Source organism: Embleya sp. NBC_00888 (assembly GCF_045207655.1).
GTDB lineage: Bacteria > Actinomycetota > Actinomycetes > Streptomycetales > Streptomycetaceae > Embleya.
This window is the reverse complement of the sequence record NZ_CP108784.1, coordinates 7,289,785-7,314,185: the sequence shown is the minus strand read 5'-3', so window position 1 is coordinate 7,314,185 and position 24,401 is coordinate 7,289,785. Positions and strand designations below refer to the sequence as shown.

Annotated in this window: 23 protein-coding genes and 1 pseudogene; 12 read left to right on the top strand and 12 right to left on the bottom strand. The window is 72.5% G+C overall.

The features are described 5' to 3' along the window. Window positions 1-34: 34 nt before the first annotated feature. Window positions 35-1,306, bottom strand: coding sequence for an MFS transporter (locus OG948_RS31105; protein WP_406299623.1), 1,272 nt, complete (start codon window positions 1,304-1,306; stop codon window positions 35-37). Window positions 1,307-1,464: 158 nt separating this feature from the next. Here OG948_RS31105 and OG948_RS31100 point away from each other — a divergent pair, with 158 nt between their 5' ends. Further along, window positions 1,465-1,911, top strand: coding sequence for a MarR family winged helix-turn-helix transcriptional regulator (locus OG948_RS31100; protein ID WP_406299622.1), 447 nt, complete (start codon window positions 1,465-1,467; stop codon window positions 1,909-1,911). A 67-nt stretch (window positions 1,912-1,978) separates the two neighbouring features. Here the strand turns inward: OG948_RS31100 and OG948_RS31095 are convergent, their stop codons facing one another. Next, entirely contained in the window at window positions 1,979-3,028 is a 1,050-nt protein-coding gene (locus tag OG948_RS31095) for a lactonase family protein (protein WP_406299621.1), read from the bottom strand. A 73-nt stretch (window positions 3,029-3,101) separates the two neighbouring features. Further along, window positions 3,102-3,848, bottom strand: a complete 747-nt coding sequence (locus OG948_RS31090; RefSeq protein WP_406299620.1) for a TetR/AcrR family transcriptional regulator — start codon at window positions 3,846-3,848, stop codon at window positions 3,102-3,104. Window positions 3,849-3,927: 79 nt separating this feature from the next. On the opposite strand from OG948_RS31090, the gene OG948_RS31085 reads away from it, so the two are divergent. Next, on the top strand, window positions 3,928-4,713 hold the full coding sequence (locus tag OG948_RS31085) for an ABC transporter ATP-binding protein (RefSeq protein ID WP_406299618.1): 786 nt from the start codon (window positions 3,928-3,930) through the stop codon (window positions 4,711-4,713). Between the two features lie 16 nt (window positions 4,714-4,729). After that, the gene (locus OG948_RS31080; protein WP_406299617.1) at window positions 4,730-5,572 is read left to right on the top strand and encodes an ABC transporter permease; all 843 of its coding nucleotides are present in this window, start codon (window positions 4,730-4,732) and stop codon (window positions 5,570-5,572) included. 36 nt (window positions 5,573-5,608) lie between these two features. Here OG948_RS31080 and OG948_RS31075 read toward each other — a convergent pair whose 3' ends face one another. After that, a complete protein-coding gene (locus OG948_RS31075) occupies window positions 5,609-6,586 on the bottom strand; it encodes a helix-turn-helix transcriptional regulator (RefSeq protein WP_406299616.1) in 978 nt (325 codons plus the stop codon). A 263-nt stretch (window positions 6,587-6,849) separates the two neighbouring features. On the opposite strand from OG948_RS31075, the gene OG948_RS31070 reads away from it, so the two are divergent. Then, a complete protein-coding gene (locus tag OG948_RS31070) occupies window positions 6,850-7,083 on the top strand; it encodes a hypothetical protein (protein ID WP_406299615.1) in 234 nt (77 codons plus the stop codon). 18 nt (window positions 7,084-7,101) lie between these two features. Here the strand turns inward: OG948_RS31070 and OG948_RS31065 are convergent, their stop codons facing one another. Further along, window positions 7,102-7,836 carry a DedA family protein gene (locus OG948_RS31065; RefSeq protein ID WP_406299614.1) on the bottom strand — a complete coding sequence of 245 codons (735 nt, stop codon included), beginning with the start codon at window positions 7,834-7,836 and terminating at the stop codon, window positions 7,102-7,104. 206 nt (window positions 7,837-8,042) lie between these two features. On the opposite strand from OG948_RS31065, the gene OG948_RS31060 reads away from it, so the two are divergent. Then, window positions 8,043-8,519, top strand: coding sequence for a GNAT family N-acetyltransferase (locus tag OG948_RS31060; RefSeq protein ID WP_406299613.1), 477 nt, complete (start codon window positions 8,043-8,045; stop codon window positions 8,517-8,519). Window positions 8,520-8,613: 94 nt separating this feature from the next. On the opposite strand, the gene OG948_RS31055 is transcribed toward OG948_RS31060, so the two are convergent. After that, window positions 8,614-9,018, bottom strand: a complete 405-nt coding sequence (locus tag OG948_RS31055) for a PPOX class F420-dependent oxidoreductase (protein ID WP_406299612.1) — start codon at window positions 9,016-9,018, stop codon at window positions 8,614-8,616. A gap of 114 nt (window positions 9,019-9,132) precedes the next feature. On the opposite strand from OG948_RS31055, the gene OG948_RS31050 reads away from it, so the two are divergent. Continuing rightward, window positions 9,133-9,663, top strand: coding sequence for a GNAT family N-acetyltransferase (locus OG948_RS31050; RefSeq protein WP_406299611.1), 531 nt, complete (start codon window positions 9,133-9,135; stop codon window positions 9,661-9,663). On the opposite strand, the gene OG948_RS31045 is transcribed toward OG948_RS31050, so the two are convergent. Further along, window positions 9,632-10,303 (bottom strand): SDR family oxidoreductase, encoded by a 672-nt coding sequence (locus OG948_RS31045; protein WP_406299610.1) that lies wholly within the window; start codon window positions 10,301-10,303, stop codon window positions 9,632-9,634. The genes OG948_RS31050 and OG948_RS31045 overlap by 32 nt on opposite strands. Before the next feature lie 341 nt (window positions 10,304-10,644). Between OG948_RS31045 and OG948_RS31040 the strand changes: the two genes are divergently transcribed. Further along, entirely contained in the window at window positions 10,645-11,967 is a 1,323-nt protein-coding gene (locus OG948_RS31040; protein ID WP_406299609.1) for a hypothetical protein, read from the top strand. A 121-nt stretch (window positions 11,968-12,088) separates the two neighbouring features. Here the strand turns inward: OG948_RS31040 and OG948_RS31035 are convergent, their stop codons facing one another. After that, window positions 12,089-12,547: a flavodoxin family protein gene (locus OG948_RS31035; protein WP_395865673.1), complete on the bottom strand. Its 459-nt coding sequence runs from the start codon at window positions 12,545-12,547 to the stop codon at window positions 12,089-12,091. A 322-nt stretch (window positions 12,548-12,869) separates the two neighbouring features. Here OG948_RS31035 and OG948_RS31030 point away from each other — a divergent pair, with 322 nt between their 5' ends. The 5 genes from OG948_RS31030 (at window position 12,870) to OG948_RS31010 (ending at window position 18,562) form a co-directional block, all read left to right on the top strand. Beyond that, complete coding sequence (locus tag OG948_RS31030) at window positions 12,870-13,220, top strand: hypothetical protein (RefSeq protein ID WP_406299608.1); 351 nt, start codon at window positions 12,870-12,872, stop codon at window positions 13,218-13,220. Window positions 13,221-13,243: 23 nt separating this feature from the next. Further along, window positions 13,244-13,438, top strand: a complete 195-nt coding sequence (locus OG948_RS31025) for a DUF2304 domain-containing protein (protein ID WP_395865676.1) — start codon at window positions 13,244-13,246, stop codon at window positions 13,436-13,438. A gap of 97 nt (window positions 13,439-13,535) precedes the next feature. Then, complete coding sequence (locus OG948_RS31020; RefSeq protein ID WP_406299607.1) at window positions 13,536-15,116, top strand: hypothetical protein; 1,581 nt, start codon at window positions 13,536-13,538, stop codon at window positions 15,114-15,116. Between the two features lie 200 nt (window positions 15,117-15,316). Continuing rightward, complete coding sequence (locus OG948_RS31015; RefSeq protein ID WP_406299605.1) at window positions 15,317-17,836, top strand: SpoIIE family protein phosphatase; 2,520 nt, start codon at window positions 15,317-15,319, stop codon at window positions 17,834-17,836. A gap of 351 nt (window positions 17,837-18,187) precedes the next feature. Continuing rightward, complete coding sequence (locus OG948_RS31010; protein WP_360318572.1) at window positions 18,188-18,562, top strand: RNA polymerase-binding protein RbpA; 375 nt, start codon at window positions 18,188-18,190, stop codon at window positions 18,560-18,562. Between the two features lie 154 nt (window positions 18,563-18,716). Here OG948_RS31010 and OG948_RS31005 read toward each other — a convergent pair whose 3' ends face one another. The 4 genes and pseudogenes from OG948_RS31005 to OG948_RS30990 all read right to left on the bottom strand — a co-directional run bounded on the left by OG948_RS31005 (window position 18,717) and on the right by OG948_RS30990 (window position 24,363). Next, window positions 18,717-19,277, bottom strand: coding sequence for an FxsA family protein (locus OG948_RS31005; RefSeq protein WP_406299604.1), 561 nt, complete (start codon window positions 19,275-19,277; stop codon window positions 18,717-18,719). Window positions 19,278-19,524: 247 nt separating this feature from the next. Further along, window positions 19,525-20,280: pseudogene (locus OG948_RS31000) on the bottom strand (polyprenol monophosphomannose synthase); the annotation flags it as partial. Next, entirely contained in the window at window positions 20,277-22,040 is a 1,764-nt protein-coding gene (lnt, locus tag OG948_RS30995; protein WP_406299603.1) for an apolipoprotein N-acyltransferase, read from the bottom strand. The pseudogene OG948_RS31000 and the gene lnt, both read right to left, overlap by 4 nt. 835 nt (window positions 22,041-22,875) lie before the next feature. Next, the gene (locus OG948_RS30990; RefSeq protein WP_402232252.1) at window positions 22,876-24,363 is read right to left on the bottom strand and encodes a PLP-dependent aminotransferase family protein; all 1,488 of its coding nucleotides are present in this window, start codon (window positions 24,361-24,363) and stop codon (window positions 22,876-22,878) included. Window positions 24,364-24,401 lie beyond the last annotated feature (38 nt).

The window sequence follows — 24,401 nt, the reverse complement described above, 5'->3', positions numbered from 1 at the left end:
GGCGGCTGCGGGGACAGGCGTGCGCGGTGCGGCGTCAGCCGGGGAGTCGAGCGGGCCGCTCGGCCGCTCGATCCGCGACGACGGAGTCACCCTGCCCGCTCTGCCCGCTGAGCGCGGTCCGCACACCGGGGACGTGCGCGGCCGGCACCCGCGAGCGGGCCGGCGCACGCCGTTCCAGGCCGTGTGCCACTACCGCCAGGGCCAGCGCGCCCAGCGCCAGACCGGCGCCGACCCAGTTCGCCGACTCGTAGCCGTGGCCCGCGTCGATCACCAGGCCGCCCAGCCACGCGGCGATCGCGTTGCCGAGGTTGAACGCGCCGATGTTGACCGCGGCGGCCAGCGTCGGCGCGCCGGCGGCGTTGTCCATCACCCGCTTCTGCAGCGGCGGCACGGTGGCGAAGCCGAGCGCGCCGATCAGGAACAGCGTGATCACCGACGCGGTCCGGTCGTGCGCGGTCACGGTGAACAGCGCCAGCACGCCCGCGAGCGCGAGCAGCGAGCCGTACAGCAGCGGCATCAGGTGTCGGTCGGCCAGCCGGCCGCCGACCCAGTTGCCGACCAGCATGCCCAGGCCGACCACGGCGAGCAGCCAGGTGACCGCGCCCTCGGAGAAGCCCGCGACGTCGGTCATCATCGGCTTGACGTAGGTCAGCGCGGCGAACACGCCGCCGAAGCCGAGCACCGTCATGCCCATCGCGAGCAGCACCTGCGCGTTGCGGAACACCGCGAGTTCGTGCCGCAGGTGCACGCCCTCGGGCTTGGGCTGTTCGGGGACCAGCCGGGCGATGCCCACCGCGCCCAGTACGCCGAGCGCGGCGACCAGCAGGAAGGTCAGCCGCCAGCTCACCGACTGGCCGATCAGCGTGCCCAGCGGCACGCCGAGCACGTTGGCCAGGGTCAGGCCGGCGAACATGGTGGAGATCGCCGCGGCCTTCTTCTCCGGTGCGACCAGGTCGGCGGCCACCACCGAGCCGATCCCGAAGAACGCGCCGTGGGTGAAGGAGGCGACCACGCGCCCGAGCATGATCACGCCGAACGCGGGGGCCAGCGCGGTCAGCGCGTTGCCCAGCACGAACAGCGCCATCAGCAGGATCAGCATGCGCTTGCGCGAGACCCGGGTGCCCAGGACGGTCATCAGCGGGGCACCCACGAGCACACCGACCGCGTAGCCGCTGACCAGGAGCCCGGCGGTGGTGATCGAGACGTCGAAGGTGCCCGCGACCTCGGGCAACAGGCCGAGGATGACGAATTCGGTGGTCCCGATGCCGAAGGCCCCGATGGCGAGGGCCAGCAGTGCGAGAGGCACGGAGTACCCCTTTCGAGGAGTGGTGCGAGTGGTGGGGACGAGCCGGCGCGGACGGCGGGCGCGAACGCCGCGTCCCGATGACTACAAGCGTCGACAATATTTGCAGACGCCGATCAATGCAAACGCGGGCTATTTCGCTTCGGAGGTATCCTGAGCGCATGGGACAACAAAGGCAGGCCGTCGAACCGCCGCTCGCGCAGGGCTGGTGCGCGCTCGCGGCGCTGCACAATCGGATCGAGGCGCACATCGAGCGCGCGCTCCAGGCCGAACACGACCTGAGCGTGCGCGAGTTCTCGGTCCTGGACGTGTTGAGCCGGCAGGACGGCTACCACCTGCGGATGAACGAACTCTCGGACGCGGTGGTGCTGAGCCAGAGCGCCACCACGCGCCTGGTCACCCGCCTGGAGGAGCGCGGCCTGCTCTCGCGCTACCTGTGCGACACCGACCGTCGGGGTATCTACACCGAGGTCACCACGACCGGCTGCGATCTGCTCGGCGCCGCGCGCCCCACCCACGACAAGGCTCTGCGCGAATCCCTCGCGGACGCCGAACAGCGCTCCGACCTGGCCCCCCTGGTCGCGGCGGTCAAGTCCCTGGGCCTGTAGCCGGGCCTACGCGCCGGACGGGCCGAGAGTTCGATCCGTCCGGCGCGCGGGATTGTTTCGTGAGCGGCTAGGCCAGCACGCTCGTCGGGCTCCCGGTCTCGAGCGCGACACCCAGCGCCGTGAGCCGTCCCGACTCCGGGTCGCAGCGGAACCCGGTGACCGTGTCGCCGCGCTGGTTCGCCACGTAGAGCACGTCGCCCACCAGGGCCAGGTCCCGCGGCCAGGCGCCGCCGGTGGGCACCTCCTCGACCAGGGTCGACTCCGCGCCGTCCACGGCGAGCACCGACACGGTGTCCGGCCCCCGGTTCGCCACGTACACGAAGCGCCCGTCCGCCGCCGCGACGATCCCGGACGGCGCGCCCTCGCCCGCGGAGAGCTCGAACGGCTTGCCCGCGACGGTGAGCGCGCCCGTGCGCGGGTCGCTGCGCAGCGGCGTGACCGTCGCGTTCAACTCCCCCGCCAGCCACGCGAGATCGTTGGGCCCGTAGGCGATGTTCCGGGGCCCGGTGCCGGGCGGCAGGGTCACCTTCGGGCCCTCGGCGATGGTGCCCGCCTCGGCGTCGAAGCGCAGGTGGTACACGGTGTCCGAGCCCAGGTCGCAGACCACGAGCCACTCGCCGCCGGCCGCGAAGGTCACCTGGTGCGCGTGCGAGGACGCCTGCCGGTCGCGCACCGGCCCGGATCCGGTCAGCCGTACGTGCGTCGCCGCCTCGCCCAGCGTGCCGTCGTCGGCGATCGGGTGCACGGTGACACTGCCGCCGCCGTAGTTGGCCACCACCACGAACCGCCCGGTGGGATCGGCCGCGAGGTGACACGGCCCCGCGCCGAGCGTGGACACCTCGCCCAACGGCACCAGCCGTTCGTCCTGCACCGAGTACGCGCCGACCGCGCCCTCGCCGCCGCGCTCGCTCACCGCGTACAGGAAGCGACCCGAGGGATGCCGGGCCAGATACGACGGCGAGATCGCGGGGATCACCGCGGACGGCGTGCCGAGCAGCCCGGTCCCCGGGTCCTGTCGGCACACCGTGATGCCGGTGCCGCGACCCTCCATGTCGGGGGTGTACGCACCCACGTACACGAGCGGTCCGCGTCGGTCGGAAGCAATTGGTGAGGTCACACGGTTCTCCTGTTGTCTGGCCTGTGACGGCCGAGCATCCGTCGGCCGAGCCCGGCGGCGCCGACCACGCAGATCATCGCGGATCGATCGCCCCGTCGCCGCCGATGTCATGCTCCTCCCCGACGTCGCCGCCGGCACACCCCGTCGCCGGGCCCGGCCCGGCCGGATCTCCCGCACGGACCGCGTAGCCCAACACCTGGGCGCCGAGCAGCGATTCGACCGCGTCCAGTTGCGCCAGCGCGTACTCCACCGCCGCCTCCGGGCCGCCCCCGTCGGCGATCCGTCGACCGATGTCGCGGAAGACCGCCTGCTGGATCCCGGCCAGTTGGCCCGCGATCAGCGCCGGCACCGGGTCGTCCGACGCGGCGCCCGCCTCCTCGGCGAGGGTCAGCGCGAGCGCGTCCGCGCCCAGTTGCTGCATCCGCCACAGCCGGGCCATCAGCGCCGGCGACTCGTGCATGACCCGGGTGAACCGCTCGTAGCCCTCGACCAGGCCCGCGTACGGCGAGCGCGCCTCGATGTCGCGGCGCAGCGCGCCGAGCACCGCGCGCGTGGCCGATTCGCCCGCCGCGCGCTCGCGCACGATGCGGGCCAGTCGGTCCACCACCTCGGCCTCGCGGTCGAAGAACAGGTCCTCCTTGGCCGGGAAGTAGTTGTAGACGGTGTTCACCGACACCTCGGCCAGTTCGGCGATCTGCGCGATGGTCACCGCGTCGAACCCGCGCTCCAGGAACAGGCCCGTCGCGACGTCCGAGATGTGCGTGCGGGTCCGGCGCTTCTTGCGTTCACGCAGGCCCTCGGCGGGTTCCGACTCCGTCATACCGCCATCCTAGCCTTCATGGGGACACTCAAACTTTGGGGTCATTGCAAAATTGGATCGACTGTGTTTCGGTAGTGCCATGACACCGGTCATCCACACCACCGGGCTCACCCGGACCTTCGGCACCAAGCGCGGCACCGTCGAGGCGGTGCGCGGCATCGACCTGACCGTCCCGGCGGGCGAGATCCTCGGCTTCCTCGGCCCCAACGGCGCCGGCAAGACCACCACCCTGCGGATGCTGACCACGCTGCTCGCGCCCACCGGCGGCAATGCCGTCGTGGCCGGCCACGACCTCCTGCGCGACCCGGCGGGCGTACGCCGACGGATCGGCTACGTCGCCCAGTCCGGCGGCGTCGACCCGGCCGTGTCGGTGCGCGAGGAACTGACCACCCAGGCCCGGCTCTACCGCCTGGACAAGGCGGACGCCCGGGCCCGCGCCGCCGAACTGGCCGCCGACCTGGACCTGCTCGACCTGCTCGACCGCCCGTGCGCGGCGCTCTCCGGCGGCCAGCGGCGCCGGCTCGACCTGGCGATGGGCCTGCTGCACCGCCCCGACGTGCTCTTCCTGGACGAGCCGACCACCGGCCTGGACCCGGGCAGCCGGGTCGACCTGTGGAACCTGGTCCGGCGCATCCGCGACGAGTGGGGCACCACGATCTTCCTGACCACGCACTACCTCGACGAGGCCGACGCGCTCGCGGACCGGCTCGTGGTGGTCGACCGGGGCCGGATCGTCGCCCAGGGCACCGCGCACGCGCTCAAGACCGAGTACGCGGGTTCCCCGGACGCCTCGCTCCAGGACGCGTTCATCGCCATCACCGGTCGGCGCACCCCCGCGCCGAGCGAGACTCCGATCGCCGTCTGACCCGGCCGAGGTAGCCATGACCACACCGTCCGTACCGTCGACCTCCTCCGCGCCCGCCGGCCCGACCACGCCGACCGGCCGGGCCGCGCCGCCCGCGCCGTCCGCCGGGTCCGCCCTCGCGGCCGACACGCTCCTGATCTTCGGCCGCTACCTGCGGCAGACCGTCGCGAGCAGGATCGGCCTGATCTTCGGGCTCGTGCAACCGCTGCTGTTCCTGATCCTGTTCGGCCCGCTGCTGCGCGACGTCCCGCTCGGCGGCGACGGCGACTCGTGGCAGACCCTGGTCCCGGGCCTGCTGGTGCAGCTCGGGCTGTTCAGCGCCGCGTTCGCGGGCTTCGGGATCCTGATCGAGAAGCAGCACGGCGTGGTGGAGCGCATGCGGGTGACCCCGGTGAGCCGACTCGCGCTGCTGCTCGGGCGCGTGCTCAAGGACATCGTGCAGTTGCTCGCCCAATCCGTGCTGCTGGTCCTGGTCGGCGTGGCGTTCGGGCTGCGCGCGCCGCTGGTCGGCGTGCTGATCGGGTTCGGGTTCGTCGCGCTGATGACCGCCTCGATCGCGTCCCTGTCCTACGCCCTGGCGATGCGGGTGGACAGTCCGCAGGAGTTCGCGCCGGTGGTGAACTCGGTGAACCTGCCGGTGATGTTGCTGTCCGGCATCCTGCTGCCGATGTCGCTGGCCCCGGGCTGGCTGGACGGGCTGTCCCGGGCCAACCCGCTGCGCTACCAGGTGCAGGCGGTCCGGTCCGCGTTCGTGGGCGACTACGGCGGCACGGTCGGAACGGGCGTGCTGACCGCACTCGCGCTGGCCGCCGTCTCGGTCACCCTGGGCGTACGTCTGTTCCGCCGGGACGGGGCGTAGCCCCCCGATCCACCGCACCGACGGCGGCGCGGGCGCTCACGCGTACCGCGCCGCCGTCGCGCGTGCTTCGGCGGCCACTCTCGCGCGCAGCTCCGGAGGGCCCAGGATCTCGATCCCCGGCCCCAGGCGCAGCAGCTCGGGCACGGCCACCTCGATCGTCTCGATCGGGAAGTCGGCCCGGATGCGGCCGTCCGGCAGCGGCTCGCCCGCGCTCGCCTCCACGGTGTCCGCGACATGCGCGCCGAACAGGTGCCGCACCATCGCCCGCGCGTCCTCGGTCACCAGCACGTCCGCGAGGATCGGGCGCAACTGTTCGACGAAGTCCTGCGACCAGGTCTGCCAGTAGGCCGCCAGGTCGAAGCTCGGATCTCGCTCGAACGCCTCGTCGAGCACGTCCAGCTCCTCGATCCGCACCACGCGGTAGGTGCGGTCGCGGTGCTCGCCCTCGCCTGCGGTGCGCGCCACCAGGTACCACGCGCCCGCCTTGAGCACGAGGCCGTACGGCTCCAGGTCGCGGGTGACCTCGCCCGCCCAGCGCCGGTAGCGCACCCGGATCCGCCGATCGGTCCACACCGCGCCCGCGATCCGGGCCAGCTCCGGCGAGCGGTCCGCCTCGCGATGCCAGCCGGGCGCGTCCAGGTGGAAGCGCAGTTGCGCGCGTCCGACCCGATCGCGCAGCTCGGCCGGCAGTCCCGCCTGCACCTTGAGCTGCGCGGACGCGACCACCGCGCCCAGCCCCAGCTCGGCCGCGGGCCCGGGCAGTCCGGCCAGGAACAGCGCGTCGGCCTCGTCCTGGGTGAGCCCGTTGATCCGGGTCCGGAAACCCTCCAGGAGGCGGTAGCCACCGGCCGGACCGCGTTCGGCGTAGACCGGAACGCCCGCCGCGCCCAGCGCCTCGACGTCGCGGTAGACGGTGCGGACCGACACCTCCAACTGCTCGGCCAACTCGGTCGCGGTGACCAGGCCCCGGGTCTGCAGGGTCAACAGGATGGTCAGCAGTCGGCTCGCGCGCATGATCGCCAGTGTCGCGCATACCTGACGGGAATCGACAGGTATGCGCGGGGCGACGGGAGGGGACCACCGTCAGTGCCGAACGGGTGAAATGCCCGGCCGAATCGGTGTACTTCCGTTCGGGATCTTCGCATCCGTACCATTCGTTGATCGATCATCGAATGATCTCGGCGGGACGGTGCCGCGTTGCGGACGGTGATCCCGGTACGGCAGCGACCTCGGGGCGGCAGCGATGTCCGTCCCGAACGGGAACGGAGAACGGCGCGATGAGCGGCTTCCTCGACAAGGCCAGGAAGATGGCCGAAGACACGATGAACACCGGCAAGCACAAGGTCGAGGAGGTCCAGGTGGGCCGGGACGCGTCCGCGCTGCTCAAGCAGCTCGGCTCCGCGTACTGGAAGGAGCAGCGCGCCGGCGGCTCGCACGAGGAGGTCACCCGGGCTCTCGCCGCGCTGGACGAGCACGTGTCCAAGCACGGCGACGCGGCACTGCGCGGCTGACCGCCGGCAGCGCCCGGATCAGGCGGCGCTGTCCTCGCGGACCGCCGCCGTCGCGCCGGCGAAATCACGCCGTGAACCCGCGGGCCCTTCCGCCGCGGGGTCCCCGAACGCCGAGGAACGGTTCTCCTCGGCCTTGCGACGCCGACGCCGGCGCACGTAGGTGACGATGCCGGCGACGATACCGATCGCGACGATCGCGGCCCCTATCCAACCGGGAACGCTCGCCGCCGACGGGTACGCGCTGCCCGCGAGCCGGCCCAGCATGATCGAGCCCGGCACCCACACCAGGATCCCGACCGCGTTCCACGGCGCGAACCGCCGATAGGGCATGCCCGCCGCGCCGGCGAGTCGCGGCAGCAGGGTCCGGGCGAACGCGACCCAGCGACCGAGCATCACGGTCACGCCGCCGGCGCCGCGACCGCGGGTGAACATCTCCTCGGCCCGTTCCCAGCGGTGCTCGCCCACCCGGCGACCCAGCCGTCCGGTCCTTATGCGTTCGCTGCGATGTCTGCCGGAGAGGTAACCGAGGGTGTCCCCGACGAGCGCGGCGGCGGTCGCGATGATCAACACCGGGACCAGCGCCAAGTGGCCGGTGGAGGTGAGCAGCCCACCCAGCAGCAGCACCGGTTCGGCGGGCGCGAAGACGCCCAGCAGCAGACCGGTCTCGACGACGGCGACCAGCGCGATCACGACATAGGCGTACGAGGGTGGTAGATCACCCAACCGCTCCACCCACTCGTGCACGGCATCCACGTGGAACCTCCCCGTTAGGCCGCTTGCCATGTGGCCTGACAAGCATCCGCCCTCAATGGTGTCAACGGATCCTGCGCGCGGCCGAATTCCCGCCTACTCCCCTGGCCGTACGCGGGTGACCTCAGTCATCCGTCACCGACCGCCCCCGACGCCGCGCCCGGGACCGAACGGATGGCCGGCGGAGGGCTCCCTCTACGTTGGGCGTCATGAACGACATCGAAATCCGGCCGGCGGGCCGGGACGACATCGCGGCCATCGTGGGGCTGCTCGTCGACGACACCCTCGGCTCGGGGCGGGACTCGCAGGAGGATCTGACGCCGTACCTGGCGGCCTTCGAGCGGGTGACGGCCGATCCGAACCAGGAACTGGTCGTGATGACCCGACCGGACCCGGCGACGGGTGCGCGGACGGTGATCGGCACGCTCCAGTTGACCATCATTCCGGGCCTGTCCCAGCGCGGGACCACCCGGGCCCTGGTGGAGGCGGTACGCATCGCCGGCAGCGAGCGCGGCGGCGGCCTGGGCACGATCCTGATGCGCTGGACCATCGACCGTGCCCGCGAACGCGGCGCGACGCTGGTCCAGCTCACCTCCAACGGCACCCGCGAGAACGCCCACCGCTTCTACCGCAACCTCGGCTTCACCGACTCGCACGTGGGCTTCAAGCTCACCCTTCGACCGTAGAACCGCGCAACCGCGCAACCGTCGACCAGCAGCACCCCGGCGGGCACTGCCCGGCGACGGCCCGGTCGGTGCTCCCGGGGGCGGGACACCGGTCCTACTCCCGCTCGCCCAACTCGATCCGGACGCCGATCGTCCCGGCCGTCCCGCGCCGCAGTCGGCTGCCGAACAGGGTCAACCGCCCGATCACCCCGAACCTTTGCCGAATCAGTCCCCGATACCGCTCGGTCCCGGCGGCGTCCAGCAGCGAGGCGTGTCCCGGCACGGCCCCGCCCCGCGGGTTCCCGCGCGCGTCGCACGCCGCGACGGTGACCTTCCCGTCGTTGCGGATGCGCTTGACCTTGCCGGAGTCCCGCGCCGTCCACACCCCGAGCGCGGCGCCGTCGCGGACCACCCACACCGGCGTGCCCACCGCACGCCCGTCCCGGCGGAACGTGGTCAACAGGACGTACTTGCCGGCCGCGAGACGATCGAGGTCCTCGGGCACCCGGGGCGAAGTCATGCGCACGAGTCTAGGGCGCGCACGCCGCGCGAACGCGGCGCACGCGAAGCGGTCGTCAAGATCGTCCGCGACCCGATCTGCCCGGCGCCCGGCCCCGGGTGGGACGATGATCGGATGTCGCGCACATCGGAGGAAACCCGCGTCCAGGTCCGCCCCGCGACCGAGGCCGACGGTACGAGTCTTGCCGAGATCGACCACCTCACGTGGTCCCCCGACGTCACCCCCGCGCCGCGTTGGGCGGCGGACAAGGTCTTCTTCCGCAGCGCCGAGCACGTGCGCGACACCCTGGTCGCGCACGAGGGCGACCTCGTCGTGGGCTACCTGCTGCTGGAGCACTCCACGCTGTGCCCGGCCTCCGGCCACGTGCAGATCGTCAACGGGCTCGCGGTGCATCCCGACCATCAGGGCCGCCGGGTCGGCCGACTGCTGCTCGCCGCCGCCGAGGCCCGGGCGCGCCGGCGCGGGGCCCGGCGGATCACCCTGCGGGTGCTCGGCGGCAACGCCTCCGCGCGGGCGCTCTACCTGGCCTGCGGCTACCGGATCGAGGGCGTACTGGAGGGCGAGTTCCTGCTCGGCGGACGCTATGTCGACGACGTGCTGATGGCGCTGGACCTCACGGGCGAGGCTTCGCCGCCGCGTACTTGACCGCCTCGGCGACCGGCACGTCGCCGCCGACCACCTCCAGGGTCTTGCCGATCGTGCCGGGCTCGTCGAGCAGTTCGGCCACGATGGCCGCCACGTCGTCGCGGCGGATCGCGCCCCGCCCCTCGCGTTCGGACAGCGCGATCAGCCCGGTGCCGGGGTCGTCGGTGAGCCGCCCCGGGCGCAGCACGGTCAGATCGAGCGCGCCGCGCGAGCGCAGGTCCTCGTCGGCCTCGCCCTTGGCCTTGAGGTAGAGGGCGAAGTCCGGGTCGGTGTCGGCGGGCGGGCGGGTCGAGGCACCCATCGAGGACACCATCACGTAGCGCCGCACCCCCGCGTCCTCGGCCGCGTCGGCCATCAGCACCGCGCCACCGTAGTCGACCGTCATCGTGCGCTCGCGGGTGCCGGCCGCCCCGGCGCCCGCCGCGAACACCACCGCGTCCGCGCCGACCAGGTGCTCGACCACCTCCTCGACCGGCGCCCGTTCCAGGTCGCACACCACCGGCTCGGCCCCGGCCGCGACCAGATCGTTCGCGTGGTCGGGGTTGCGAATGAACCCAACCACCGTGTGTCCGCGATCGGCGAGCAGCCGCTCCAGCCGAAGTGCGATCTTTCCGTGTCCACCCGCGATGACAATACGCATGTATCCGACCGTAGGGTCACGAACCAGGACATGCGCCGGCCTGGCCACGCGACACGATCAGGTTCCACTGTTCGGCTGCGCACCACCGATCCGACGGCGGCCGACACGATCGAAGGCGCCCGGCACCGACGCTCGCGCCGGCCACCGTCGGCCCGAGGCGCCCGACCCGGGACACTCCGCCGGCGCACTCCCGACGAACTCCCCACCGTCCCCCATTTGCCGTAACCTGTCCTATCGCTTCCCCGCACGATCGGGCGGATTTCGCCCTTTGCCCTCCCTCGCGACCCGCAGCCGTTCTATCGTCGCCCCGTTCGGTGTCACCCGTACGGAAGGGGCCGGTCGTGACCCGAGGAGGCATCGGTGCGGCACGCGTCGGCAAGGCGCTGGGGCTCGTCCCCCGTCAGGTCCGCCTCGCCGCCCGTACAGGACTGCTCGCCCAACACCAGGACGGCACCTTCGACGCCGACGCGGTCGCCCGCGCCGCGGCCGACCCCGTCCCCTTCCTCACCGCGCTGCGCCGCGAAGAGCCGCTGACCGTCACCGAGGCCGCGCAGCGCCTCGGCATCAGCCGGGAGTGCTTCCGCCGGATCGCGCCGGCCGCCGGGCTGCCCGTCGTCGACCGGGTGCGGGTCCTGCGCTACGGCCGCGAGTCGGAGGTGCGCTACTACCGCACCGCCGACGTGGACACCCTGCACCCGCACATCGCCGCCGACCGCGAACTGCGCGAGGCGGCCCGGCGGGTGGCCCGCTCGCTGGCCGCGAGCAAGGCCGCCGCCACCCGGGCGCACAACCGCGAGCGCGCCCACAACGCGCGCCGGTACCTCGCGTCCCTGGCCCCCGACCGGCAGACCGACCCGGCCGACGTGATCGCCTTCGCGTGCGCGCTGGCCCGGCTGCACGGCACCGCGCCCGCGCGGCTGCGCAGGTTCATGGGCGACCCGCGCGTGCGCGACATCGCCGAGATCGGCGCCCAGTGCCGTTACAAGCCGGGCGAGATCGCCGACCTGCTCGCCGCCGCCACCCCGCGCGCGATCACCGCGCTGCGTTCGCTCGCCCGGCCGCATCGGGTGTGGGCGACGCTGGGCGTGCCGGCCGAGGACATCGCGCACCGCGTCCCCTCCATCGACCACCACGTCAGCGCCGACCTGCTGCACGAACTGGCCACCGACCCGCCGCACTGGCTGCTGGAACTGCACGCGGACCGCGAACTCGAACACGCCTGCGCCGCGGTCACCCGCTGGCTGGATCGCGAGTGGCACGCCCAGCAGCGGCGCGCCGAGGCGGTGTGTCGCGCCGCCGAGGCGGTGATCGACCACCTCACCGACGACGCCGTCGCCGAACTCTTCGGGCTGCCCGTGGAGTTGGTCCTGGACCTGCGTCCGCGCAGCAACAAGTGGACCACCGCCTACGTCGAGGAGCTTCTGCACACGCGCCCGCTGTGGCTGCGCAGCCAGGGCCTGGCCCGCGCCGAGATCGCCCGCCGCGCCACCGCGCGCGCCCGCCGGGAGGCCGCCCGCACCCAGCGCCGCCTCGGCTGGCGGCGCACCTGGGCCCGGGCCCTGTCCATCCCGCTGGAGGCCGTCCCCGACACGGTCGAGCGCCCCACCCCCTCCGCCCTGGAGACCGCCCGGACCCACCCGCCGCACTGGGCCCGCCCGCACTGACACCACCCGGCGTGCGGGGACCCGAGCGGCCGTCGCTCCGGGGCGGGGCCGTGGGCCGTACACGCCTCGCCCGCCGGCCGGCGCGAGCCCCCGGACCACCACGAGCCCACCCGCACCCGCGTCAGTTCGCGTCCATCAGTTCCGCCGCGACCACCGCGCCCAGCTCGGTGCACGCGGCCAGCGCGTCGCGGGTGACCGGCCCGGCCAGTTCCACCGGCGGGCGGACCCGCTTCCACTGCAACCCGCCGGCCGCCGACTCGACCGAGCGCACCGCGCCGGTGGTGTCGCTGCCGCCGTGCACGTACAGCCCGTACGGCCGGCGCACCGTCTCGTGCAGGCACGGGTAATAGGCGCCGTCGAAGAAGTGCTTCAACGCGCCGGACATGTAGCCCAGGTTCGCGGGGGTGCCGAGCAGGTAGCCGTCCGCCTCCAGCACCTCGACCGGCGAGCAGGTCAGCGCGGCCCGGACCCGGACCTCGACGCCCTCGATCTCCGGATCGCGGGCGCCGGCGAGGGTCGCCTCCAGCATCTCGGCGAGCGTCGGCGAGGGCGTGTGGTGCACCACGAGCAGGATGGCCATGGCCTCACGCTGCCAGAACCGGGCCGGAGCCGAAACGACGCGATCACCGACCACCACTCCAATGGGTGAGTTTGTCGGGAAATCGATATCAAGTCGATCGTGCCGCGACGCCGTCCTCATCGGCCGCCCGCGGGCCGCGACCCGCGATCCCACCTGGGCAAACAGGTTCATCGCCTCACCCATGCGAGTGGACCCTCGGGAAAATCGTGGCGATTCCACCCGTTTGATGCTTTGACAGATGTGCACCATTTGTAACGATAAGAGCACTTTGAGTACTGCCTTGATAGGCCAACCGGCCGGCACCTCGGGGAGAAGCACCCACATGCGCCTCATCCACAAACGACTGCTGCCCTACCCCCGCAGCACGTCCCCCACCGACCCGAATCCCGAAGCCGGCCCCACCCCCGTCCCCGACCAAGCCCCCGCCCCGGCCGCCCCCGCGTCGCCCACCCTCGTCTCGGTCGTCCGCCGCACCCTGGCCCCCGCCACCCGCGCCGGCACCCCGCAATCGCGCACCTTCCACACCGTGTACGCGATCGCCACCCTCCCCCTGGTGATCGCGCTCCATGCCGCCCTCTGGGCGTTGTCCACCCCCGGGCGCCTCGGCGCCACCGTCCTGGTCCTGTACGGCCTCGGCCGCACCGGGATCCTCACCCCGCACCTCACACACTGAGTGCACCGCCCGAAGGAGCACCCATGGTTCTGTCCATCTCCGGCGTCCTGTTGCTCGGCGTCATCGCCTACGTCTTCTTCCGCAAGGACGGGCTGAGAATCCCGCATGCCCTCGTCTGCGCCCTGTTCGGCTTCTATCTGGCCGGCAGTTCGATCGCCCCACACATCACCGCGAGCGGCAACAGCATCGCCAACCTGCTCAGCGGCCTCAATTTCTGACCCGCGCCCGTCCCCACCACAGCAAGGCCCCAGGCCCCGGCTCGTCCCCCGAACCGGGGCCTCCCGCCTACCCGCACCAACCCCTCACGGAGACCGCATGTCCCCCGGCCCCAAGTCCCTCGTCACCATCGCCCAGCGCGCCAAGGAGGGCATCGGCAACACCCGCACGCGCGCCCAGCGCATCCACCACCACACCCGCGACACGTTCTCGCCCGTGTTCACCCTCAGCCGGGGGCTGAACCGACAACTCGCCTGGGCGCGCACGTGGTGGAAAGGCGCGTCGGCGGACAAGCGCAAGGCCGGTGTCGCCGGTGTCGCCGGTGTCCTGCTCGCTCTCTACTTCCTGCCCTACGCCCCGCTGATCGCACTGCTGCTGATCCTGGCCGGCGCCGCCTGGCTCGGCCGCGCGGACAAACCGCCCGCCGAGCCCGCCCCCGACCCCACCGACGTCAAACTCCAGGCCGTCTACAACGGCCTCGTGCCCTACCTCGCCGACGACCACGACCCGGCCCGCCTCTTCCACCCCGGCGGCCCGTACCAGAACGCCTTCCGGCACTGGGAACTCGACGGTGACCGGATCACCCGTCTCGAACTGACCTACAGCCCCTACTTCACCGACGACGACCCCACCGCCCGGGCCCGGATCGAACGTGTGCTCCAGGCCAAGACCGGCCGCGGCCGCGAGTACCTCTACGACTGGGACACCGAGAACAACCACCTCACCGTCGCCGCACTGCCCCCGCTGCCCTCGGCCGTGCCCGCGCAACACTTCATCACCGCGCCGAGCGAGATCCTGCTCGGCGTCACCGACGCCGGCAGCACCAACCGCCGCGTCCCGATCCGCGTGGACGACACCATCCGGCAACTCCCGCCGGTCATCTGGCGCACCGGCCACCGCAGCACCGACCCGCACCTGCTCGCCGTCGCCGCCCCCGGCGCGGGCAAGTCCAACCTGCTGCGCACCATCGCCCTCCAGGCCGCCCGCGACGGCGACATCGTGATCATCGACGGCAGCGGCTCCGGCGACTACGCCTGCCTGGCCGGTCGGCGCAACATCCTGCGGATCGAGACCGGCTACCACGGCGCGTTGGAGATGCTGACCTGGCTGCGGCACGAGACCGAACGTCGGATCGCCGCCGTCACCCACGCCAAGCAATACGGCACCGCGGTACCGGACAACGCGCGCCGACCGCTGTGGCTGATCCTCGACGAGATCACCGAACTCAGCGATCTCGCCGCCGGACAGGGCAGCACCGACCCGCAGGAACTGCTCGACCTCCCGCTGCGCCTGGGCCGCGCCGCACACGTCGGGGTGATCACCAGCGCCCGGCCCACCCACCTGGACCGACTGCGCCCCGCGCTGATCGCCGACACGCACACCCGCGTCGTGCTGGGCCCGCTGGACCCGGAGACCACGTACACCGTCCTGGGCGCCGCCCCCGGCATCTCCGGCGGCGAGAGCATGCCCCCCGGCCGCGGCTACATCCGGATCGGCAACGGCCCCGTGGTACGCATCCAGATCCCGCACACCCCCGACCCGCTGGAGGAGGACACCCCCGAGGCCGAGCGCGAGCGCCTGCTCGCCCTGCTCCCCCGGCACACCGACACCCTGCCCGTCGACGCGCACGCGATCTCGCTCGCCAAGGCCCCCGAACGCGAGCCCGAGCCCACCGGCTGAACCCGGGCGCGGCACCGCGCCGGCCCGCGCCGACCATGTGCCGACCCCGCGTCCACCCTCGCGAAGGCCCCCCGAGCAGCCGCGCTCGGGGGGCCTCGACGCGTGGTCACGTCACCACCAAATACCCAAAACGCACCACTCCGCCCGCACCCTCGCGCCATGATGGGGGCCCGCACCCCCACGGAGGACGTGGACGCCCAGTGTTCGACCTCGCCAACTTCACCGTCAGCGACATGGTCGTGTGCAGCTCCGAACTGCGCCAGGTCACCGCCGATTCGGCCACCACCGAGGACGCCGCCCGCGCGATCGTGCGACACCTGCGCACCACCTTCCGCGACCCGCTCACCGGGCAACCCCAACTCGTCCTCGCCCGCCTGTTCCAGACCATGCCCTGGCGCAACCTCACCCCCGACCTGGAACAGTGCGCGCTGCGCCGGCAGCCCGGCCTCACGCCGCACCCCGACCTGCGCTGCCTGACCCTGCTGGCCACCACCGGCGACCACCCGGACTGGCGTGACCGCACCCGCTCGCGGCACCACCAGGTGGTCGCCTTCCCCAGCACCGAGGCGGTCCGCCGGGCGCCGATGATCAGCGCCATGCTCGAGCAACTCGGGGTCACCGCCGAGGAGATCGTGGCCGGGCCGCTGCCCACCGACAACGAATGGGACCGGCACGACATCCACCACATCCCGGACGCGCTCACCAGCAGCGCCGTCCCGGACAAGGAGTTCATCCGGGCGAGCGGGATAAAATCCGTGGTCGGCTACGCCGGCAAGCTCCCCGACGGCGAACTGTTCACCGTGCTGATGTTCACCCGCGTCCACGTTCCGGCCCGGATCGCCGAACTCTTCCGCACCGTCGCGGTGTCCACCCGCCTGGCCCTGCTCCCGCTCAACACCGCGCCCCTGTTCGCCGGCGGCCCCGGCCGGCCCACCCCCACCACGCACGTCGCCGCCGCCCGCCTGGACGCCCTGGAACAACTCCTGGCCGCCCACGAGGGCACCACCGCGCAACAGGCCCTGGTCGCCGAGGACGCCCGCGACCGGGTCCGCTCGCAGCAGGAGCAACTCGCCCACAAACAGCGCCGACTCGACCAGGAGACCCGGATCGTCGAGACGCTCTACAGCGTCGGCCAGAAACTCACCCGCGAGCTCAACCTCGAACGCCTCGTGCAAGCCGCCACCGACGCCGCCACCTCGGTGATCGCCGCCGAGCACGGCATCTTCCGCTACATCGACTACGACACCGGCGGCGTCGCGGACACCCGATACGCCGTCACCAGCCCCGACCCCACGCTGATCGACCGCCTGCCCCGACCGCGACCCTCCCTGGCCGCGCGCAGCCGACCGCAGACCACCACCGCCTCGCCGGCCACCGTGCGCCGCGGCGACCTCACCGAAGACCCCGCCGCCACACACCTGTTGCCCTACCGGGTGAGCGCCGACGGACAGCCCCCCGTGCGCAGCCTGCTGACCATCCCGGTCACCACCGCGACCGGCGAGGACCTGGGCGCGTTCTCCTTCTGCCACACCCGGGCCGACGTGTTCACCGAACGCGACGAGCAACTCGCCCTGGGCATCGCCGCGCAGGCGGCCACCGCGATCGAGAACGCCCGGCTGTTCCGCAGCGTGCGCGACACCGCCGTCGAACTCCAGCGCAGCCTGCTCCCGCAGGTCCCGCCCGACCTGGACGAACTCAACATCGCCTTCCGCTACCTGCCCGGCGCCAAGGGCCAACAGGTGGGCGGCGACTGGTTCGACGTGATCCCGCTGTCCGCGGGCCGGATCGCCCTGGTGGTCGGCGACGTGATGGGCCGAGGTCTGCAGGCCGCCGCCGTGATGGGCCAACTCCGGGCCGCGGTACGGGCGTACGCGGTGATGGACCTGCCACCCGCGCAGGTCATGCGGCATCTCAACCGGCTGGTGACCGGGCTCGGCGGCGAGGACCAGATCATCACGTGCGTGTACGCCGTCTACGACCCCGGCGACGCCACCATCCACTGGTCCAACGCCGGCCACCTGCCGCCGGCCCTGATCGGCGCCGACGGCAAGGTGGAACTCCTGGAGGACGACCTGGGCGTACCGCTCGGCCTGGACGGCACCGCGTTCGAGGACGCGGTGGTCGGCTTCGACACCGGCGACCAACTGCTCCTGTACACCGACGGCCTGGTCGAATCGCACGACGCCTCGCTCACCGACCGCCTACAGGAACTCACCAAGCACATCGACAGCACCACCGGCGGCGCCTACAACGTCGCCGATGTCGCCGACCTGCTCGCCAAGACCATGCTCACCGGCCAGGAACCCGACGACGTCGCGCTGCTGCTGGTCCGTGCCCGGCACAGCGTCGAGCGCACCGCCGGCCTCGACCTGCCGCCCACGCCGCGCTCCGCGCGCGAGGCCCGCGACTTCGTCCGCGCCACGCTGGGCCGCTGGGAGCTGGCCGAGCACAGCGACACCACCTGCTCGGTGGTCACCGAACTCGTCTCCAACGCCGCCGAGCACGCCCGCACCCCGATGGAGCTCAGGCTCCGACACCACCCGGGCCGGCTGATCGTCGAGGTGGTCGACCACGACGGCCGACTGCCCAAGGAGATCGCCTCGCCCGGCCACGACGAGCGGCACCGGGGGTTGTGCATCGTGGCCGGCCTGACCACCGACTGGGGCGTGCGTCCCACCGACACCGGGAAGATCGTCTGGGCCGAGATCCGCGATCGTTGACGCCCGCCGCGGCCCCGGCCGTCGTGACCACCCGCCACACCCCTACCACCCGCACCGGGCGCGGTCGGCCGACGCCGGCCGCTCGGGTCGGCGCGCATTCGCTGTGCGTGGCGGCGCGCGTTCCGGGCAGACGTACCCTCGACGATCCCGGGCCGTTCAGGCGAGTTTTATGTCACTTTCTCCCGTTGATGTGGTGAATCATCCGTTTTCGGGTAGCTACTCACCGTCACGGCCCCCGGTCGTCCCCTCCGGCCCCTCGGTCGGGAATCTTCGGGGCCCGTCACGCGTTCTGCAATCGGACGAGACAGCAAGACCTGTCGATGTGGGTTGACAAGCCAGGAGGCACGATTCATGAGTGAGCGAGCTCTCCGCGGCACACGCCTTGGCGCCACCAGCTACGAAACCGATCGCGGTATCGATCTGGCGCCGCGTCGCACCGTGGAATACGACTGCCCCCGGGGGCACCGCTTCGAGATGCCGTTCTCCGTCGAGGCGGAGATCCCCTCGACGTGGGAGTGCCGCAGTTGCGGTGCCGTCGCGCAGTTGGTGGACGGCGCGCCGCCGGAGGAGAAGAAGAACAAGGCCACACGTACGCACTGGGACATGCTCATGGAGCGGCGTACCCGGGAAGAGCTGGAAGAGGTCCTCGCCGAGCGCCTCGCCGTACTGCGGTCGGGTGGGATCAATCTCCACCACGATCCGCGCAACAACCGCAAGAGCGCCTGAGCGAGCACCGCGCGAGCCCGCTCCGGGCGCGTGCGGATCCCGTCGACAGGTGGCACCGACGCCCGGGGCGCCGACGATCTCACGATCGTGGCGCCCCGGGCGTCGTGCTGTCTCCGAACGCCGCCCGCCCTCGATGTCGCGGAAGCTCCGGGCCTCAGGGCAGTTCGCGCGGCGGCGCCGGCGGGTCGTCGTCGCGGCGCTCGTCCGGATCGATCACCTCGCCGCGCACGATCTTGCCGTCCGGGCGGTGGATCCGGGCGTCCCGCACCGCGCCGGAGAACCTCGGACTGTTGGCCACCTTCGCGGCCACCACCGTGCCGATCAGCCGCCGGATCAGCGGCCGGGTGAACGGCAGCACGCACAGCAGGCCCAGCGCGTCGGTGATGAACCCGGGGATGATCAGCAGGATGCCACCGAGGATGACCACGCCCGCGTCGGCGGCGGCCTTGGTCGCCTCCTTGCCCTGGGCCGCGAGCACGGTCGGGTCGCTCTGGCTCTCGCGCTGAGCCTGTTCACCGAGCTCGCGCAGCCGGGTCAGCACCCGGCGGCCCTCGTAGCGGATCACCAGCGAGCCCAGCGCGACGCCGGCCAGGATCAGCAGGAACGTCCGGCCCGCGCCGATCTCGCTGCCGACCAGACCGATCACGTAGATCTCGGCCAGTGGCAGGGCGACGAACGGCAGGAGCGTGGCCGCTCGGCGCAGCGGGGTGCTCACGCGATCACTTCCTCGGCGAGGTGGTACCGGTGGTGCCGGTAGTGCTCGAAGTGTCGGCGGCCTCGGCGGTGTCGGCGGATCCGGTGGATTCGCCGGATCCCGTGGATTCGGCGGTATCGACCGCTTCGTTGGCTCCCGCGGTGTCGGTGGCTCCGGCGCCCGGCGCGTCCTGGCCCTCGCGCGCGCTGTCGACCTTGCTCGCGCCCTCGGCGCCGCCCTCGATGCCGGCCGCCGCCTCCGGGGTGGCCTCGTTGGGGTACTTGCCGACCCGTCGGCCGACGCCCCACGCGGTGACCCGCCACAGCGCCTCGGCGACGATCGAGTTGCTCATCTTGCTGTTGCCGCGCTCGCGTTCGATGAACGTGATCGGCACCTCCAGGACGCGGTAGCCCTTGCGGATCGCCCGCCAGGCCAGGTCCACCTGGAAGCAGTAGCCCTGGGAGGCGACCTCGTCCAGACCGATGCCGAGCAGGGTGTCCTTGCGGAACGCCCGGAAGCCGCCGGTGACGTCGTGGATGTCGACGCCGAGCATCAGGCGCGAGTAGGTGCTGCCGCCCCTGGAGATGAGCTTGCGGTGTCCGGGCCAGTTGACCGCGCCGCCGCCGGGGACCCAGCGCGAACCGAGCACCAGGTCCGCGTCCCGTACCGCTTCGAGCAGGCGCGGGAGTTGTTCGGGCTGGTGCGAACCGTCGGCGTCCATCTCCACCAGGATGTCGTAACCGCGGTCGATGCCCCAGCGGAAGCCCGCGATGTAGGCGGCGCCCAGACCCTCCTTGCCGGCCCGGTGCATGACCTGGACGTGCGGGTCGTGCTCGGCGAGGGTGTCCGCGATGTCGCCGGTGCCGTCGGGGCTGTTGTCGTCGGCGATCAGCACGTCGACGTCGGGCACGGCGGCCCGCAGGCGGGAGACGATCGGCTCGATGTTCTCCGATTCGTTGTAGGTGGGGATGATGACGAGCACCTTGCCGAGGTCGGCGAAGCTGGTCTGCTCGCTGTCGGTCACATCATCTCCTTGATGGCGTTGGCGTCGGCGAGGGTGTCGACGCCGGCGTCGGCTGTGGTCGGCTGGATGCCGGGGGTGTTGACTGTCCGGGCCTGGCGCCGACGGCGGAGGATGCCGTACGCGCAGGCGAGAAGACCGACGATAGCCAGGATCCACTCGGGAGCCGAACCGAGTCGGGTGGCCAACGTGCGGTCGTCGCGCAGCGGCACGTCCATGACCAGCGTGTCGGCGGTGAATTCGCGGGTGCGTTCGACCACTTTTCCATCCGGCATGACGATCGCGCTGATCCCGGAGGTGGCCGCGATCAGCACCGCGCGGCCGTGCTCGATCGCGCGCAGCCTGGACATCGCGAGTTGCTGCTCGGGCTGGCCGCTGCGGCCGTAGGTGGCGTTGTTGGTCTGCACGACCAGCACCCGGCCACCGTGCGTGACCGCCTCGCGGGTGACGTTGTCGTAGGCGATCTCGAAGCAGATCACGTCGCCGATCCGGGCCGGGCCCAGTTGCATGACGCCGACGGTCTTGCCGGGGTAGAAGTCGCGCGGGACGCGTTCGAGCCGGCTGATGAACTTGGTGAGCAGTTCGCGCATCGGGATGTATTCGCCGAACGGCACCGGGTGGCGCTTGGTGTAGGAGGCGCCGGGTCCGGTGACCGGGTCCCACACGATGCCCTGGTTCTGGATGTGTGTGGCGTCGGGGCCGGCGACCAGGACGCCGGTGAGCACCGGGACGCCGATGTCCTTGACCGCGCCGTCGATCGCCGCGTACGCGTCGCGTTCCTCGAACGGGTTCAGGTCCGAGGAGTTCTCCGGCCAGATCACCAGTTCGGGCTTCCTGACCCTGCCCGCGCGCACGTCGGCGGCGAGCCTGTGGGTCTCGCGGACGTGGTTGTCCAGGACCGCGCGCCGCTGGCCGAGGAAGTCCAGGCCGGTGCGCGGGACGTTGCCCTGGATCACCGCGATGGTCGCGCTGTCCGGGCCCGCGGCGTCGCCCTTGGTGGGGATGGGGACCGCGTAGGCGCTCGCGGGGATGGCGATCGCCAGGCCGATGGCGCCCAGGGCGAGCGGCACGGCGGCACGCGGCGTTCGCGCGACCTCGGGGCCCGACTCGGCACTCTCGTCCGCGGGTGCGGTGTATCGGGCGTACAGGCGCAGCGCGGCCCAGCCGAGCAGGGCGCCGGTGAGCGCGACCGCGAAGGTCACCCCGGGTGCGCCGGCGAGCGCGGCGATCGGGGTGAACGGCGTCGCGGTGTTGGCGAAGGCCAGTCGACCCCAGGGGAAGCCGCCGAACGGGACGCGGTCGCGCACCAGTTCCTCCGCGACCCACAGGCACGCGGTCCACAGCGGCCACAGCCGCAGTCGGCCGATCAGGGTGAGCGCGGCGGCCAGCGCGGCGATGTACAGCGCCTGCACCACCGACAGCACGATCCACGCGTCCGGCCCGACCACGCGCAGCCACTTGAGCAGCCACAACATGAACGGCAGGCCGAACAGCAGGCCGTAGCCGAAGCCGGTGCGGGTGCGCTGCCCGTGCACCGCGACGGTGAGCACGGCGACCGCGAGCACGCTCAGCGGCCAGATGTCGTACGGCGGGAACGCGAGCGCCAGCAGCAGGCCGCTGATCAGCGCGTAGGCCGGCCGGGCGGGCTTGCGGTAGATGCTCACGGCGGTGGCCCGGGTGCGTCGGAAACGCCGCCTGCGGGCGGGCGCCGAGTCCGGGGGCGGGGCGCCCTCGGGCACTGTGGCGCTGTCGAGCTGCGGCACCGTGGGGCCCCCTCGCTGGGTCGTCGCTGATCGCTGCTGCCACCTTCGGCACGGAGTTGCGCCGGTCGGGTGATGCAGTGACGTTACAACGTTCGAGGTGGGTGAGCGGTTTCGGATCGTTCTCGACAGTGCGGTGGGGGCAGCGGGAGCTCGGTCGCCCTTCGGGCCGGCCCCGGACCGGCTGGCTGTCGGTCGCGGTGGTCGTTGTCTACTGGGCGACCGGGCTCTGCCGCGGTCTCACCTTCCGGCGCGGGGTGTGCTCGCGTCCGGCGGGGCGGCTGCACGGGTGCCGCTCTGCCGTTCGTGGCCGCGTGGGGCGGCCTCCCGGGCGCGTGTCACGTCGGTTCCGGACCTGGCGCCCGGTGGCTGTGCCACCTGTGGCCCGGAGGCGTGCGCGTGCTCGGGGAGGGTGTTCTCCTGCCGGTCGTCCTGCGGTGGACCGGGTCGAACGTACTGGGCGATGCAGGCGCGGTGTCAACATCGCACTGACCTGCACGGATGCGGTATCGGTGCAGGTCAGGGCCCGGGGTGGTGCGCCACTGGTGTGGGTGGTGTGCGCCCACCAGGTGGCGCAATCGTTCCCCTAATGGGTCTCGTCGCGGCTTCCGCACCCCTTGCGCACGTGCGTGGCGACCCCGATCGCGATCCGGTGCCGGCCCGATCGCGATCCGGTGCCGGCCCGTTCCCGGCCGGTGTCGGGGCGGCGGGGCCGTCGGCGTGTCGCGCGTTGCGGGCTTCCCGGGTTGTTGTACACGGGTCGGGGCCCGACGCGCGAGCGAGACCCCGGCGTACGTTCACCCACATCGGTGAATCCGGCCACCACCGGCGCCTCGGTTCAGGCCACGCAGGGCGCCCCGGAGAAGCCCGCGTAGGCGCCGGGTCGGCTGCGCTCGGTCTCCCCCACCGCCGTGGCCAGCCGGCGGATGGCCTCGGTCAGCGTCGCCGGATCGTGCGCGTACGGCAGTCGCACGTGGTGCTCGAAGGTGCCGTCGGTGCCGAAGTGGGTGCCCGCCGCGATCCGCACGCCGTGGCGCGCCGCCGCCTCGGTCAGGGACAGGCTGGACGTCCCGTCGGTGCGCACCCACAACGACAGCCCGCCCACCGGCATCGCGAAGGTCCAGTTCGGCAGGCGGTCGGTGAGCGCGTCGGCGAGGGCGCCTCGGGCGGTGCGCAGCGCGGGCAGCCGGCTCTCCAGGATGGTGTCCTCGTGGTCGGTGATCAGGTGGTGGGTGACCAGTTGGTCCAGCACCGGCGCGCCGACGTCGAAGGACGCGCGGGTGGCCGCGATCCGCCGGACCAGGTCCGGGGTGGCCCGGATCCAGCCTATCCGCAGCCCGCCCCAGAAGGTCTTCGACGTCGAGCCGATGGTGACCACGTTGTTGGTCCGGTCGAACGCGGCCATCGGCAGCGGCCGGTCGCTCGGGTCGATGTCCAGGGCCAGGTCGAAGCACGTCTCGTCGACGATCAGCGTGGTCCCGGTGTTGCGCGCCAGGTCCACCAGGGTGCGTCGGATGCCCGCGTCGGCGAGGTGGCCGGTCGGGTTCTGGTAGTCCGGGATCAGGTAGGCCAGTCGGGGCGCTGCGGTGCGCAGCGTGTCGCGCCAGGTCTCCGGGTCCCACCCGGTGTCCGTCATCGGCACCGGGACCAGCCGGTTCCCGGCCTGCCGGATGGCGTCCAGCACGTTGGCGTACGTGGGCGATTCCACCGCGACCCGGTCGCCGGGGCCGGCCAGCGTGCGCAGGACCAGGGTGACCGCGGCGAGCGCGCCGGGGGTGACCAGGATCTGGTCGGGCGTGGTGGGTACGCCGCGCCGGGTGTAGCGCTGGGCCAGCGTGTCGCGCAGGACCGGCAGGCCGCCGGGCAGGTAGCCGTGGCCGGTGGTGTAGGTGGGCAGCGAGTCGGTGGCGTCGGCGACCGCCTGGTGCAGGGCCCGGCCGGGGCCGGGCAGGGCCGCGACGCCGAGGTCGATCACGCCGGTGGTGGTGCTCGGGCTCAATCCCTTGGTGGGGATCTCGGTGTGCGTGCCGGGCAGGGTGGTCCAACTGCCGGAGCCGCGCCGGCTGGTCAGGTAACCGTCGGTGCGCAGGAGTTCGTACGCGGCGGCGACCGTGGTGCGGCTGATGCCGAGTCGGTCGGCCAGGCCGCGCTCGGCGGGCAGGCGCGCGGTCAGCGGGATCCGACCGTCCAGGAGCAGCGCGCGGATGCGATCGGCCAGCGTGCGGTACGCCGGGCCGGTGCGCGCCGCGGACTGGGTCGTGGTGGTCCAGGGGTGCAGGAGGTCGGCGAGGCGGGTGCTGCTGACGGTCAGGTGAGGCGCGCTCATCAGTCCACTCCTGTCGAATTGGCTATGGATCCGTGATC

Excerpts from the sequence above, each read along its gene's own strand:
- OG948_RS31100 (WP_406299622.1), top strand. The coding sequence starts at position 1,465 with ATGGGACAACAAAGGCAGGCCGTCGAACCGCCGCTCGCGCAGGGCTGG.
- OG948_RS31090 (WP_406299620.1), bottom strand. The coding sequence starts at position 3,848 with ATGACGGAGTCGGAACCCGCCGAGGGCCTGCGTGAACGCAAGAAGCGC.
- OG948_RS31085 (WP_406299618.1), top strand. The coding sequence starts at position 3,928 with ATGACACCGGTCATCCACACCACCGGGCTCACCCGGACCTTCGGCACC.
- OG948_RS31080 (WP_406299617.1), top strand. The coding sequence starts at position 4,730 with ATGACCACACCGTCCGTACCGTCGACCTCCTCCGCGCCCGCCGGCCCG.
- OG948_RS31075 (WP_406299616.1), bottom strand. The coding sequence starts at position 6,586 with ATGCGCGCGAGCCGACTGCTGACCATCCTGTTGACCCTGCAGACCCGG.
- OG948_RS31070 (WP_406299615.1), top strand. The coding sequence starts at position 6,850 with ATGAGCGGCTTCCTCGACAAGGCCAGGAAGATGGCCGAAGACACGATG.
- OG948_RS31060 (WP_406299613.1), top strand. The coding sequence starts at position 8,043 with ATGAACGACATCGAAATCCGGCCGGCGGGCCGGGACGACATCGCGGCC.
- OG948_RS31055 (WP_406299612.1), bottom strand. The coding sequence starts at position 9,018 with ATGACTTCGCCCCGGGTGCCCGAGGACCTCGATCGTCTCGCGGCCGGC.
- OG948_RS31050 (WP_406299611.1), top strand. The coding sequence starts at position 9,133 with ATGTCGCGCACATCGGAGGAAACCCGCGTCCAGGTCCGCCCCGCGACC.
- OG948_RS31045 (WP_406299610.1), bottom strand. The coding sequence starts at position 10,303 with ATGCGTATTGTCATCGCGGGTGGACACGGAAAGATCGCACTTCGGCTG.
- OG948_RS31035 (WP_395865673.1), bottom strand. The coding sequence starts at position 12,547 with ATGGCCATCCTGCTCGTGGTGCACCACACGCCCTCGCCGACGCTCGCC.
- OG948_RS31030 (WP_406299608.1), top strand. The coding sequence starts at position 12,870 with ATGCGCCTCATCCACAAACGACTGCTGCCCTACCCCCGCAGCACGTCC.
- OG948_RS31025 (WP_395865676.1), top strand. The coding sequence starts at position 13,244 with ATGGTTCTGTCCATCTCCGGCGTCCTGTTGCTCGGCGTCATCGCCTAC.
- OG948_RS31020 (WP_406299607.1), top strand. The coding sequence starts at position 13,536 with ATGTCCCCCGGCCCCAAGTCCCTCGTCACCATCGCCCAGCGCGCCAAG.
- OG948_RS31010 (WP_360318572.1), top strand. The coding sequence starts at position 18,188 with ATGAGTGAGCGAGCTCTCCGCGGCACACGCCTTGGCGCCACCAGCTAC.
- OG948_RS30990 (WP_402232252.1), bottom strand. The coding sequence starts at position 24,363 with ATGAGCGCGCCTCACCTGACCGTCAGCAGCACCCGCCTCGCCGACCTC.